Source organism: Burkholderia sp. AU18528 (genome assembly GCF_002223215.2).
Classification (GTDB): Bacteria; Pseudomonadota; Gammaproteobacteria; order Burkholderiales; family Burkholderiaceae; genus Burkholderia; species Burkholderia semiarida.
Window position 1 is genome coordinate 1,610,582 of the sequence record NZ_NKFC02000006.1, and the last position, 13,257, is coordinate 1,623,838.

The following is a 13,257-nucleotide window of genomic DNA, read 5'->3' on the forward strand; positions in this document are numbered from 1 at the left end:
GCTTATTTGCGATGCTCGCGCTGCGCTTGCCGCGCCTCCCATTCGGCCAGTTCGACGCGATAGCGCGCGAGCGCTTCGTCGTACAGGTCGAAGACGCACGGCGAGCAGCCGCTGTTGCAGCAGTCTTCCAGTTCGGGTTGGATAGGCGGGATCGGACGGGGATCGTCGATGGACGGATCTCCGGAAGCTTGGTTAGGCACGGCGTGGTCCGGTAATGTGGAGAGGCGAGTATAGGGCGATCCGGGCCGCCGCCGCTTTCGGCAGGGCTGGCCGTCGACGATGAACGCGTCCACGTTCATCATGGCGCGATCGCCGAACGCGGCACGCCGCTGCGTTACCCCATTTCCGCCCCCACAGGAGCTGCGCGATGGCCGAAGCCGTGAATCCGCCGGAAGTCTGGGCGCCGTTCGGCGCATTCTCGATGGCCGTGATCCAGGGCGACGGCCGGATCGTGCATCTGAAGGGTCAGGTCGCGCTCGACCGCGCCGGGCAGGTCGTCGGCGCCGGCGACATGCGCGCCCAGGTCCGGCAAACGCTCGACAACATCCGTGACGTGCTGGCCGCACTGGGCGGGCAAATGCGCGACGTGATCTCGCTCGTCCATTACGCCATCGACATCGACGCATTCATGCACGCCGGCGACATCCGCAACGCTTATTTCGCCGAACCCTACCCGGTGACGACGACCGTCCAGGTCGGGCGTCTCTACCGTCCCGACCTGCTGATCGAGATCGCGGCCATCGCCGAGATTCCACTGGCACGGTTTCGTCGTCCCGGGACGGCCGCATGAAGGGTATCCTGCCCGCCTGAAACCGCGCGCCGGTCGCGGCATTCCCGACCGGCGCGCGCTTGCTCGCCTCCCCGCTCACCTACTTCGCGGGCGGGCCCGCCTTCACCGCGTCCGGTTTGTCGGCCAGCGGCTGCCACGCGGCGCCGAGCGAATACCAGTCGACGCGGCGCGTGAGCGTCATGATGCCGGCGAGGATCGCGAACAGCAGCAGCGAGCCGAGCATCAGCGCATTGTCTTCCGACAGCAGCAGCCCGTAGAGCGCCGCGTACAGCATCGCGAGCAGCGCCGTAAACGTCGCGCCGCGCTTCACGCTGTGCAGCACGAACGACAGGTAGAAGCCGAGCAGCCCGATGCATGCGCCGCTCGCCACGAGATACGCATAGCCGAACGCAATGTGTTCGGACAGGCTCAGCAGCAGCAGGAAGAACAGCGCGAGCGACAGGCCGACCAGCGTGTACTGGATCGGGTGAATGCGCAACCGCTTCACGAGTTCGTACATGAAGAAGCTCGCGAACGTGAGCATCACGAACAGCGCACCGTATTTCGTCGCGCGTTCGGCCTGCAGATAGACGTTCACGGGTTCGATCACCGACACCGATGCCCTCTCGATCCCACCGTCGCCGTTGCCGTTTCCGGACGCCACTTGCTCGCGCGCCTTCGTGTTGAACGACGTCACGCGCCAGTTGCTGACGAAGCCGCGCGCATCGACCGTGCGCTCGGCCGGCAGGAATTCGCCGCCGAAGCTCGGGTGCGGCCACGTCGATTTCAGCGAGAAGTCGTTCTGGTCGCCCACCGGCGCGAACGCGACCGACTCCGCACCGGCCAGCGGCAGCGCGATGCTGAACGGCACGACCGCCGCCCCCGCGTTTGCGTCCGCCAGCGCCGCGAGATCGACGTTCGCATGCACGCCCTGGCGCAGGCTGTCGAGTCGCGTGCCCTGCTCCACGTCGATCCGCTTGCCGCCGATGCGCAGGTCGGGCTGCGCCTTCAGCCCGCGAAGATCGCCGATGCCGAGCACGACGTACGCGCCGTCGACCTTGAAGCTCACGTGGCCGTCGGCCTGCGGCAGCTTCTTCAGGTCCGGCAGCGGCAGCGTGCCGGTCATCCGGCTGTCGAGCGCGTACACGAGCGCCTTGTGAATGCCGCGATAGCGCGTGCTGACCGACAGCGTGCCGTCGACGTTCAACGTCTTCGGGAATACGAGCAGCCGTTTCGCCTCGCTTTTCAGGCTGGTTTTCGCCTTGCCGCCGGCCCGCACGTCGTCGCTCACACGCGTGACTTCCGTGTAACGGACGACGAGCACCGGCCCCGTCACCGTCTGCGGCCCCGCGTAGCTCGCCCAGATGCTTTCCAGCGCACTTTGCCGATAGTCGGCGCGTTCCCGCACGATGCTCTGGACCATCTGCAGCGGGATGAGGATCGCCAGCGCGAGAAACGCGGTAATCATGGACTTGAACAACAGGACTCGATTCATTGCTGGCAGGTACCGGAGTGGAAGGTACGGTCAGCATGAGCGGCCCCGGTGAAGGGCGATTGAAGCCGATGTGAAGCGAATGTGTGGTGGGTGTGAAGCGCGCGATCAGCCGGCCGACGGCAGCGTGAGCGTCGCGCATGCGCCGCCTTCCGCGCGGTTCGCGAGCGCGACCTGGCCGCGGTGCAGCATCGCGACCTCGCGGACGAAACACAGCCCGAGGCCCGTGCTGCGATCCTGCCCGTCGGGCCTCGGCAGCGAATAGAAGCGTTCGAACACGCGCGACAATGCGTAGTCGGGCACGCCGGGGCCGTCGTCCGCGACGCGCACGACCGCGACGTGCGCCCTGCCCGCCGGCTGCCGCTCGAGCGCGATCCGGATGGTGCTGCCCGACGGCGCGAAATCCAGCGCGTTGTCGAGCAGGTTGCCGAGCGCCTGCCGCAGCAGGAACGGATCGCCGTCGACGACCACCGCATCGGCTCCATCGGCCGCATCCGCCGCACCATTCGCATCGATCCGCAAGCTCACGCCGCGCTGCCGCGCGCGCGGCTCGATATCGTCGACGAGCTGTTCGAGCACCGGCCGCAGCGCGACCGGTTCGTGCACCGACAGGCGCTGCTTCTGCTCGACCTCGGCCAGCGCGAGCAGCTTGCGGATCATCTGTTCGAGGCGGCCGGCCTGGCGGCGGATGTTCTCGGTGAAGCGCCGGCGGTTCGCGACCGGCATGTCCTCCTGCAACAGCTCGGCCGCGCCGCTGATCGCGGCCAGCGGGCTCTTCATCTCGTGCGTGAGCGTGTGGATATAGGTTTCGACGTATTGCCGGTCTTCCAGCCGCCGATGCATGCTTTCCACCGCGCGCCCGAGCTCGGCCAGCTCGTTCGCGCCCTGCAGCGGCATCGACGCGCGCTCGCCGGCCGCGATCGCGCGCGCATAGCGCTGCAGGCGCCGCAGCCCGAGCACCAGCCACCCCGTGCACGCGACGCCGATCAGCATCGCGCCGCCCATCAGCAACGCACCGTACAGCATGATCTTGCGCTGGCTGCGCGCGATGAACGGCGCGACCGTCTGGTTCGGTTTCGCGATCGTCAGCACGCCGATGATCTCGTCGCCGCGCCGGATCGGCGCCGCCACGTGCATCACGGTGCTGCCGTCGTCGTTCGGATCGCTGCGCGTGCTGCGCGCGCCGTATTCGCCGCGCAGCGTCCGGTACACGTCGTTCCAGCGCGAATAGTCCTGCCCGACCGCGCTGCCGGACGAGTCGTAGCGCACGATGCCGTGTGCGTCGGTGATGTAGAGGCGGTAGCCGATCGCGTTCTTCTGGATGCCCCACACGTTCGCGCTGACCGGGCGCTCGTGCAGTTTCCCGAGCTGCCGCGCGAACGCGCCGTCGGCGATATGCCCGTTCGCCATGTCGTCGGCGGCCAGCGTCGCCAGCACCTGCGCGGTGTCGACGAGCGTGTCCTCCATCGCTTCGCGCACGCCGGGCTTCACCTCCTGCACGAACACGCGCAGCGTGATCAGCGCGGCCAGGCCGACGATCAGGAAAAAGCCGAAGAAGATGCGCAGGCCGATATGCATGGGCGGAGCCGGTCGTTACGGTTGCAGCGAATAACCCATCCCGCGATGCGTGCGGATCGGGTCGCGCTCGGGATCGATCGCGCGCAGCTTGGCGCGCAGCGTCTTGATGTGCGTGTCGACCGTGCGGTCGGCCGAATCGAGCGCTTCGTGCCACACGAGATCCATCAGTTGCTCGCGCGAGTAGATGCGCCCCGGATGCCGGACCAGCAGCGCGAGCAGCCCGAATTCGTAGCGCGTGAGGTCCAGCGCGTGGCCGAGCCACGACACGCGCGCGCCGTCGATGTCGAGCGTGAAGCCGGAGGCAACCGGTGCGCACGCATCGGCCGGCACGGGCGCGGGCACCGGTTCCGGCGTGGCCGCCCGGCGGAAGCGGCGCAGGATCACGCGCACCCGCGCCGCCAGCTCGCGCGGCGAAAACGGCTTGACGACGTAATCGTCGGCGCCGATCTCGAGCCCGACGATCCGGTCGATCTCGTCGTGCCGCGCGGTCAGGAAAATCACCGGAATATCGGTGAACGTGCGCAGCCGCCGGCATACCTCGAAGCCGCTGAGGTCCGGCAGGCCGACGTCGAGCACCACGAGATCGACACGCGTAGCGCGCAGCTGATCGAGCGCCGCCTGTCCGAGCGTGCAGTGCATGGTCTGCATGCCGTCGGTGCCGAGGGCATAGACGATCGTGTCCGCGATCGCCTGTTCGTCTTCGACGATCAGGATGGTGGGCTGGGTCATGGCCTCGGATTCGGGTCTCGTATTCGGTCTCGTATTCGGTCTCGTATTCGGTCTCGTATTCGGGTCTCGGGTTCGGGTCTCGGGTTCGGGTCTCGGGTTCGGGTCGCGCGATCCGGTGCGACATTGTACGCACGGCCGGACCCGGCGAGCCCTCCCCGGTGCACTACGCGACGCGCCCGCTCACCGGAATCGACGCACCGGTGATCGCCTGCGCGTCGGGCGACAGCAGGAATCCGATCGTCGCCGCGAGCTGTTCCGGGCGGACCCAGCGCGAGAAGTCGGCGTCGGGCATGTCCTTGCGGTTCGGCGGCGTGTCGATGATGCTCGGCAACAGCGCGTTCACGGTCACGCCGCGATCGAGCAGCTCCGCCGCGAGCGCCTCGGTGAGCCGCGCGACACCCGCCTTCGCGGCCGCATACGCGCCCATCCCCGCGCCGGCCTTGAACGCCGCGCCCGCGCCGATGTTGACGATGCGGCCGGCCTGGCTCGCCACCAGGTATGGCAGCGCGGCCTTCGACGCATTCAGCGCCGTCTTCACGTTCAGTTCGTACATGCGGTCCCACGTGGCGGCATCGCCGTCGGCGATCGTCTGCCACACGAATGCGCCGGCGATGTTCAGCAGCGCGTCGACCCGGCCGAATTCGCGATTGACCGTTTCGAGCGCCTGCACGGCGGCCCGCGGATCGACTAGATCGATGCCGCCGATGCGTAGCGCATCGGCCGGCACGCCGGGCAGCGCCTGCGCCGCCGGAGCCGCGCCGCGGCCGATCAGCGCGACGCGGGCGCCGCGCTCGCCGAGCCACGCGGCCGTCGCGACGCCCAGATGACCGAAGCCGCCGGTGATCGCGACTGCCTTGCCTTTCAGGTGGTGTTCCATCGATGTGTTCTCCTGGATCGAGGGTGATGGGTTGAAATGCCGACAGCGTAGCGCCGTTCACGCGTTCGTGCGCACGGCGATGAGGGTGCCGTAATGCGGTTTCGGCCGTTTCGCTTTGGTTGCGCGGGAGCCCGCCCGGCGGCGTCAGGAAGCGGATCGCGGCCCACACGCCGCGGGGCATCGCAACATCGCGGGAGAGATCGGTTGCCGAGGATTGCCGAGGGTTGGACGTCGGCGAGCCTATGCGCCGCGGCACCCCATGCCCGGCCCGACAAGCGCGCCAACGGACGGCCGGGCATAATGCGCGATGCCCGCCAGGTGCGGCGCACGGCACGACAACCAAGCCCGCCTGGCCGACGGCACGTACCACCGCCGACTCGCCTCCCAATCTCAACCGTCAATCCCATGCAAGTACTCGTCATCGGAACCGGCAAGCTCGCCAACGAGTTGCTCGGCTCGCACACGCTCGACCCGGCCGCCTGCCGCGTGATGCCGTGGCCGGACAGCGCGCGAACCGACGCCCGACGTAGCGACGCCCGACGTAGCGACGCACGAACGATCGTCGTCCATGCCGGCTCGGGCCGCGAACTCCCCGACGCGATCGCATTCTGCCAGGCCACCGCGTCGCCGCTCGTCGAGTTGTCGACCGGCTCCGACCTCGAAACGGGGACGTACGGCTTTCCGGTCGTGCTGTGCCCGAACACGAACATCCTGATGCTGAAGTTCATGTGCATGCTGGAAGCCAGCGGCCACCTGTTTCGCGACTGCGAGATCGGCGTGACGGAGTCGCATCAGGCCGGCAAGACGTCCGTCCCCGGCACGGCCGTCGGTATCGCCCAATCGCTCGGCGTACGGCCGGAAGACATCCGCTCCGTGCGCGACCCGGCCGTGCAGCGCACCGAATTCGGCATCCCCGACGATCAGCTCGGCCGCCATGCGGTTCACCGGATACGCATCGACGACGGCGCATGCAGCCTGCAGTTCGAATCGCGCGTATCCGGCGCGACACCCTATGCGGATGGCGTATCGCGCATCGTCGAAGCCGTCCGGCAGCACGATCTGGAGCATCGCCGCTATTCGATCGTCGAGTTCATCCGCAACGGCTGGCTGTAGTCACGGCACGGCGTGCGGCACGTGCCCTCATGATGCGGGCCGTCCGCGGATGCCCGCACGGCCTCGCCGAAACCGATGCCCTCGCTAGCTCACCGCTACCCGTTGCCCAGCACCGCCCCGCTCTCCGGCAAGGTCGCGCCGCCGTCGACGACGATCGTCTGCCCGGTGATGTACGCCGCGTCGGCCGATGCGAGAAACAGCATCGCGTTCGCGATGTCCTCGGGCTCGCCCATCCGCGCGAGCGGAATGTCGCGCGCGATCTGCGCGGCGACGGACGCGTCGCCGAGATTGCCGGCCGCCGGCGTGCGGATCATCCCCGGTTCGACGCCGTTGACCGTCACGTCGCGGCGCGCCAACTCCAGCGCCGCCGCCCGAATGAAGCCGTTCACGCCGGCCTTCGACGCCGCGTAATGCGCGAGCCCCGGATAGACGACGCGCGGCCCCGTCACCGACGACGTGACGAGCAGCCGCCCGGCCCCCGCGCGCTCGAAGGCCGGCAACGCGGCCTGCGCAAGCCAGAACAGCGCCGACAGGTTGACCGACAGCGTGCGCTCGAGCGTCGGCTCGTCGATCCGCGCGAACGGCGTCAATGGAAAATACGCGGCATTGTGAACGACGACATCGAGCCGGCCGCCGTCGCGCTCGACCGCCGCGACGAGCGCATCTAGCTCGTCCCGGCTCGCGGCATCGACCCGATACGCGCGCGCTTCGCCGCCCGCGCTCGCCAGCGCGCCGGCCTGCACGGCCGCCGCGTCGCCGTTCAGGTCGGCCACGGCGACGAATGCGCCGGATTCCGCGAAACGGCGCGCGATCGCCGCGCCGATTCCTTGCGCGGCGCCCGTGACGAGCACGACGCGCCCGCTGAAATCCGCATGCAGGCGGCCGCTGCCCCGCACGGCAGTCATCGCTGCGCCTCGTCGCCGAGCGGATGCACGGTTTCGTTCAGTACCTGCGCGTAAGCGCCGACCGGGAAATTCGACAGCGTGCCGAAATCGCCGCCCTGATAGCCGAAGATCTTGCCGTCGGTCTTGCGTTGCGCGAGGTCGATCAGCACGACGCCGAGCGTCGGCACCACCTTTTCGCGCCACACGAACAGATACAGCGCGTCCGCAATCTTGAAGTAATGACAGCGGTCGACATCGGCCAGCCCGCCTTCGACGCCCTGCAGGCACTGCCATGCGTAGAAATTCTCGTTCAGGTAGATGTGCTCGTAGCATTCGGTCGGGCTGTAGCGGTACATCGTCCGTTTGCCGATCAGTTCGCGCGTGGGCGCGTGAAGCGGGCCCGGCTCGGCGTGGCCGCCGAGCGTGCCGTGCCGGAATTGCGCGTCGACGGCCGTCAGCGGCAGCCCGCGCGCGACGCGCGTGAACGCATCGATGCGCGTGTCGGCTTCCGTCGGCAACGTACCGACGACCGACGTCCACACGCCGTTGTCGAGATCGATCACGAGGCTGACCGATGTCGCCCGAGCGGTGGCATCGATGTAGTCGACGAAGTACAGCCCGTCGCGCAGCCGCGTCACGCGGCATGGCGCGCGGCCGCCCGTATCGGCCACCGCGTCGCGCCACTGCAGCGCGCCCGGCTCGAACGTATGGACGCGCCACGCGCCCGATGCGTCGACGAGCGTCAGCGTCCGCCCGACGAGCGCGTCGACGGATGCGAGGATGTTCGCCTCGGGCGCGAAGCCGTCCGCGAGCGCACCCACCTGAATGAATACCGGATCCTGTCGTTCCACCTGCCGCCTCCCGCGCAGCCTCAGGCCCGGCGGGCCGTGTACGCTGCTCATGCGCACATGGTGCGGGCTGCGCGCGCCGCGCGGTATCGGCCAAAAGGATGAAGGGCGCGCGGCGCCGGAACACGCTAAAGTGCACGTGATCCGCGCCGCCCCCGGCGCGAGGAGCGCACATGCATCGTGTCACCCATTACCGACGCACCGGCGAAGGCATCGAGGCAATCAGCCTCGAGTCCGACCGCGCGTTTCCGCGCCACGCGCACGACGAATTCGGGGTCGGCGTGATCGTCAGCGGTGCGCACCGGTCGTGGAGCGGCCGCGGTCAGGTCGACGCGCTCGCAGGCGACGCGATCATGGTCAACCCGGGCGAGGTGCACGACGGCTCGCCGCTCGAAGCCGGCACCGGGCGGCGCTGGCGGATGCTCTATCTCGCCCCCGCGCTGGTCGCGAGCGTCGCGGCGGAAGAAGGCATCGGCGGCGTCGAGCTTGCGCATCCGGCCGTGCGCGACACGCGGCTTGCGGCCGCCGTCGGCCGGCTGCATGCGCGCATCGTCGCAGGCGAAACCCAGCCGCTGGCCCGCGACGAAGCGCTCGTCATGCTCGTCGCCGGGTTGCTCGCCCGGCACGCAAGCCGCACGCTGCCGGCGGCCGGCGTCGCGCCGGCGGTCCACGTCGCGCGGGAGCGGCTCGACGCGGCGCCGGCCGCACCCGTGTCGCTCGCCGAGCTGGCCGACCTGAGCGGCGTCAGCCGCTTCCAGTTGCTGCGCGGCTTTGCGCGCGAGCTCGGCATCACGCCGCATGCATACCTGGTTCAGTCGCGCACGCGGCTGGCGCGCGCGCTGCTGGCCAGCGGCCTGCCGATCGCCGATGCCGCGGCCGAAGCCGGCTTCGCCGATCAGAGCCACCTGACCCGCGCATTCGCGCGCCAGTTCGGCATCACGCCGGGGCGGTTCACGCACGCGGGTTGAGTAACGCCGTCGGCCGCGCAACGCCGGGGCGCGCCGGACGCACTGCGTTCGAAGACGATTGCCCCCTCCACGGCCACCGCGACCTGTTGCGTCAGCGCAAGCCGACGGTTCACCACCTTCAGTCCCGTCCCTGGCTGCAATTTCGTTCAAGACGCACGCTGCCGCCATACACGACGATGCGGCGCATGAAGACACGACTGATCGGCTATCTCTATCTCGCCGCCGCGATGGCGGGCGTCGGCAGCACCGTCATCGCGAGCCGTCTCGCGGCCGGCGGCCTGCCGCCGTTCGCGGCCACCGCGCTGCGCTTCCTGATCGCGACCCCGTTGCTGTTCGCGATGATGCGCGCGCAGCGCATGCGCTGGCCACGCATTTGCGCACGCGATGCCGTGCTGCTCGTCATTCAGGCGGCGGCGGGCGGCGTCGGCTATACGGTGCTGCTGATCAGCGGCACGAAACTGTCGTCGCCGCTCGATGCCGGCGTGATGCTCGGCACGTTGCCGGCCATGTCGACGCTGATCGCGGCCGTCGTGCTGCGCGAGCGGCAGACGCCGCGCGACTGGCTGGCCGCCGCGCTCGCCACGGCCGGCGTGCTGTTCGTCACGTTCGCGCCGGGCCATGCGATGCCGTCGCTGCAAACGCTCGTTGGCGATGCGCTGGTGCTGGCGGCCGTCGCATGCGAAGCGGTCTTCATCCTGCTCAACCGTCGGCTTGCCGCGCCGTTGCCGCCGCTTGCGCTATCCACCGCGATGTCGGGCCTCGGCTTCGTGCTCGCACTCGTGCCGGCCGCGTTCGAATGGCATGCGGTGGCGAGCAGCTGGACCGTCGGCGCCGTGTCGGCGATCGTCTACTACGCATTGATTCCGACCGTGCTGGGTTACCTGTGCTGGTATGCGGGCTCGGCACGCACGAGCGGCACCGAGGCGGCCCTGTTCACCGCGGTCGCGCCGGTTTCGGCCGTGCTGTTCGCGGTCGCGCTGTTCGGCGAAACGCTGACCGGCACACGTGTCGCCGGCATCGCGCTCGTCGTCGCCGGCATGCTCGTCGGCGCGACGCGACGGCGCGAGCCGCCCGTCGAACCGCGCGCCGCGCTCGCCGCGCAGGCCGCCGCCGACTGACTCGCGTTCGTCGCGTCCCCGCGGAGACGGCGGCGCCTCCGCCGACGTCGCAGCGCTCGTCGATCCAGCCTTTCCGTCACACGGTCGACCGACTGTAGGAATGTGTCCGCGCACCGCAAAACCGTTGCGCACGACTGCGCAAGATGCAATATTCGCGTGGCCGGCCCCTTTGACCACCATCGAACAACACTCCGCCACGCAATGAACAGGAAGGAAGCCAAAACAAGAATCGCGGTGCTGCTGTCCGCGGGAACGAGGAAGGCCGACGCGCTGGCCGAGCTATCCGGGCAAGGGCTCAAGGATCGCGTGCTCGCGCACCTGATCGCGTCGCGCCCCGACCCTGAACGCTGCCGCAAGAACAAGATACACATCCGGATCCTGATCGCGCTCGGCATCGCGCAGTTGGTCATCAGCCTGATGCTTGCGTACTACTTCCTCGCGTCCGGCGCCGGCGGCGTCCTGGTCACCGCCTTCCTGGCGTTGACCGTGCCGCTGTCGCTGCTGTTCATCTGGGGCTTCGCGACCCATCGTGTCGGCGCATATCACGCGTTCATCCTGCTGTCGCTGCTGCAGATGCCGAAGACCGTCGCCGATCTCGGGCGGGATCCGTCCGCCGCGCTGCCGAGCCTCGCGATCACGGTCGCGCTGGTCGGTTATGTCTGGTTCGTCCGCAACCGGTTGTTCCCCGACTACGGCTGGTTCACGCCGCGCAAGGTCGAGGGCCGCTACGCGTTCGTGGAACGCGCCTGACGCCGCGGCATCGATTCGTACGCAAAAAAGGCGCCGGGCCGCCCCGCCATCGCGGGAAGGCCCGGCGCCTTCTGCATGCCGGAACCGGTCGGCTTACTTGGCCTTTTCAGCCGAATCGCTGATCGCCTGGCCGCCCTTCGAAATGTCCTGGCCCACGCCGGCGACGGTATTGCAACCGGCGAGCGCGGCGGTCACCACCAGCAGCATTGCAGCAATCGTACGCGTCATTCTCATTCTCCTTCGAATCAACAAGCCCGACCGGGCGAATCGTATGCGGCGCGGCGCCCGGCACGCTGCCGGACACGGGGCCTGACCTGATTATACGGAGACGCGCGCCGCGCGCCAGTACGGCCCCGCGAGTGTCATACGCGCCCCCCTGCGCGCGCAGATTTTTCTTGACTTCATCGCGGCAGAAACTAATATACGCACCGCGTATATTTTCCGTCCAGGAGCCGCCGATGACCGTTCCCCAGCAAGCCTTCCTCCGCGACGCGATGCGCCGCCTCAACATGACCCGCGAGGCATTCGCGAATCGCATCGGCGTCAGCCGCCGCGCGCTGGATACGTGGCTGCTTCCGGACGATTCGCAGGAATCGCGCGGGATGCCCGAGATCGTCGAGCGCTTCGTGTCGGAAATCGTCGAGCGTTCGGCGCCGGATGGCGAGAACTATACGCAAAGCGTAGACAAACAAGGGCTCGCGAAGCAATTCCTGTTCGAAGGCAAGCCGCAATTGATCTCGGTCGACCAGTTTTCGCGGGATTCGGTCGAGGCGCTGTTCCGCGTGGCCGACGTCATGCAGCCGATCGCGCGGCGTCACAAGATTTCACGCGTGCTCGAAGGCGCCGTGCTCGGCAACCTGTTCTTCGAGGCCAGCACGCGCACGCGCGTGTCGTTCGGCGCGGCCTTCTGCCGGCTTGGCGGCTCGGTGTGCGACACGACGGGCTTCACGTTCTCGTCGATGGCGAAGGGCGAATCGATCTACGACACGAGCCGCGTGATGGCCGGCTACGTCGACGCGCTCGTGATCCGCCATCCGGAAAAAGGCTCGGTGGCCGAATTCGCACGGGCGACCAACCTGCCGGTGATCAACGGCGGCGACGGCCCCGGCGAGCACCCGAGCCAGGCGCTGCTCGACCTCTACACGATCCAGCGCGAGTTTTCGCGGCTCGGCAAGATCGTCGACGGCGCGCACATCGCGCTGGTCGGCGACCTGAAGTACGGCCGCACCGTGCACTCGCTCGTCAAGCTGCTCGCGCTGTACCGCGGGCTGAAGTTCACGCTCGTGTCGCCGCCGACGCTCGAGATGCCGGCGTACATCGTCGACCAGATCTCGACGAACGGCCACGCGGTCGAGCAGACGAACGATCTCGCGGCGGGCTTGCGCGGCGCGGACGTGGTCTACGCGACGCGGATCCAGAAGGAGCGCTTCACCGACGAGTCGTTCGAAGGCTATACGCCGGATTTCCAGATCAACCAGGCGCTCGTCGACTCGGTGTGCAAGCCCGACACGCTGATCATGCACCCGCTGCCGCGCGACAGCCGGCCTGGCGCGAACGACCTGTCGGTCGACCTGAACCGCGACCCGCGTCTCGCGATCTTCCGGCAGACCGACAACGGCATTCCGGTGCGGATGGCGATCTTCGCGGTGCTGCTGGGCGTCGAGAATCTCGTCCAGCATTCGATGCGCGACGCGACGTGGCGCCCGCCGGCATACCTGGGGCCGGAGGATGCGGTGTTTCACGGAATCGACTGATCTGCGGCCGGTGGCGCGCGCCCGAACGGGAATTTGCTGCAGTTCAAGGGCCGCGCGCAGACGTAACGCATTCAACGCGCCGACTTGCACGGCGCGTTGTCATTTTCGGCGCCGGTGACGTGACGGCCGCCGACCCGGCGCCGGCGGAACCAAGAGTCGATCACACGCAGGCCTGCTGCTTCGAACGGCGCGACGTCGCGCGTGGCCACGATCGAACCGTTCGAGGCGGCGATTGCAGCGACGAAGCCATCGGCAGACGCCATTGCGTTGCCTGTCGCTCCCCGGCCACGAGCCTTCGACCCCTCCGCAACATTCGTCAACAATTCCCCGACAAATGAGAACAAGAACGCTTCTCATTCATAAAGAAATTACATAGA

At 68.4% G+C, this 13,257-nt stretch carries 14 protein-coding genes and 1 pseudogene; 6 read left to right on the forward strand and 9 right to left on the reverse strand.

Annotated features, from left to right (window positions below):
- Nucleotides 1-2: 2 nt before the first annotated feature.
- The gene (locus tag CFB52_RS24210; RefSeq protein WP_060310679.1) at nt 3-200 is read right to left on the reverse strand and encodes an oxidoreductase-like domain-containing protein; all 198 of its coding nucleotides are present in this window, start codon (nt 198-200) and stop codon (nt 3-5) included.
- 167 nt (nt 201-367) lie between these two features.
- On the opposite strand from CFB52_RS24210, the gene CFB52_RS24215 reads away from it, so the two are divergent.
- Nucleotides 368-790: a RidA family protein gene (locus CFB52_RS24215; protein ID WP_059639731.1), complete on the forward strand. Its 423-nt coding sequence runs from the start codon at nt 368-370 to the stop codon at nt 788-790.
- A 79-nt stretch (nt 791-869) separates the two neighbouring features.
- On the opposite strand, the gene creD is transcribed toward CFB52_RS24215, so the two are convergent.
- From creD to CFB52_RS24235, 4 genes are all read right to left on the reverse strand, one after another.
- Entirely contained in the window at nt 870-2,264 is a 1,395-nt protein-coding gene (gene creD / locus CFB52_RS24220) for a cell envelope integrity protein CreD (RefSeq protein ID WP_099317647.1), read from the reverse strand.
- Between the two features lie 105 nt (nt 2,265-2,369).
- A complete protein-coding gene (gene creC, locus CFB52_RS24225) occupies nt 2,370-3,839 on the reverse strand; it encodes a two-component system sensor histidine kinase CreC (protein ID WP_099317648.1) in 1,470 nt (489 codons plus the stop codon).
- 15 nt (nt 3,840-3,854) lie between these two features.
- Entirely contained in the window at nt 3,855-4,568 is a 714-nt protein-coding gene (creB, locus tag CFB52_RS24230) for a two-component system response regulator CreB (RefSeq protein ID WP_099317649.1), read from the reverse strand.
- 163 nt (nt 4,569-4,731) lie between these two features.
- Entirely contained in the window at nt 4,732-5,445 is a 714-nt protein-coding gene (locus tag CFB52_RS24235; RefSeq protein WP_099317650.1) for an SDR family NAD(P)-dependent oxidoreductase, read from the reverse strand.
- 405 nt (nt 5,446-5,850) lie between these two features.
- Here CFB52_RS24235 and CFB52_RS24240 point away from each other — a divergent pair, with 405 nt between their 5' ends.
- On the forward strand, nt 5,851-6,558 hold the full coding sequence (locus CFB52_RS24240; RefSeq protein ID WP_099317651.1) for a dihydrodipicolinate reductase: 708 nt from the start codon (nt 5,851-5,853) through the stop codon (nt 6,556-6,558).
- A gap of 95 nt (nt 6,559-6,653) precedes the next feature.
- Here CFB52_RS24240 and CFB52_RS24245 read toward each other — a convergent pair whose 3' ends face one another.
- Nucleotides 6,654-7,463, reverse strand: coding sequence for an SDR family oxidoreductase (locus CFB52_RS24245; RefSeq protein ID WP_099317652.1), 810 nt, complete (start codon nt 7,461-7,463; stop codon nt 6,654-6,656).
- Nucleotides 7,460-8,293: a molybdenum cofactor biosynthesis F family protein gene (locus tag CFB52_RS24250; protein WP_060310671.1), complete on the reverse strand. Its 834-nt coding sequence runs from the start codon at nt 8,291-8,293 to the stop codon at nt 7,460-7,462. The genes CFB52_RS24245 and CFB52_RS24250 overlap by 4 nt, the downstream gene beginning before the upstream one ends.
- A 170-nt stretch (nt 8,294-8,463) precedes the next feature.
- On the opposite strand from CFB52_RS24250, the gene CFB52_RS24255 reads away from it, so the two are divergent.
- The 3 genes from CFB52_RS24255 to CFB52_RS24265 all read left to right on the forward strand — a co-directional run bounded on the left by CFB52_RS24255 (nt 8,464) and on the right by CFB52_RS24265 (nt 11,126).
- On the forward strand, nt 8,464-9,258 hold the full coding sequence (locus CFB52_RS24255) for an AraC family transcriptional regulator (RefSeq protein WP_099317653.1): 795 nt from the start codon (nt 8,464-8,466) through the stop codon (nt 9,256-9,258).
- 185 nt (nt 9,259-9,443) lie between these two features.
- A complete protein-coding gene (locus CFB52_RS24260; protein WP_099317925.1) occupies nt 9,444-10,376 on the forward strand; it encodes a DMT family transporter in 933 nt (310 codons plus the stop codon).
- 201 nt (nt 10,377-10,577) lie between these two features.
- Complete coding sequence (locus CFB52_RS24265; RefSeq protein ID WP_059584770.1) at nt 10,578-11,126, forward strand: hypothetical protein; 549 nt, start codon at nt 10,578-10,580, stop codon at nt 11,124-11,126.
- A gap of 93 nt (nt 11,127-11,219) precedes the next feature.
- Here CFB52_RS24265 and CFB52_RS24270 read toward each other — a convergent pair whose 3' ends face one another.
- Nucleotides 11,220-11,354, reverse strand: a complete 135-nt coding sequence (locus CFB52_RS24270) for an entericidin A/B family lipoprotein (RefSeq protein ID WP_006485835.1) — start codon at nt 11,352-11,354, stop codon at nt 11,220-11,222.
- Between the two features lie 230 nt (nt 11,355-11,584).
- Here CFB52_RS24270 and CFB52_RS24275 point away from each other — a divergent pair, with 230 nt between their 5' ends.
- On the forward strand, nt 11,585-12,880 hold the full coding sequence (locus tag CFB52_RS24275) for an aspartate carbamoyltransferase (protein WP_059584768.1): 1,296 nt from the start codon (nt 11,585-11,587) through the stop codon (nt 12,878-12,880).
- Between the two features lie 71 nt (nt 12,881-12,951).
- On the opposite strand, the pseudogene CFB52_RS35190 reads toward CFB52_RS24275, so the two are convergent.
- A pseudogene (locus CFB52_RS35190) lies at nt 12,952-13,176 on the reverse strand (hypothetical protein); the annotation flags it as partial.
- Between the last annotated feature and the right edge of the window lie 81 nt (nt 13,177-13,257).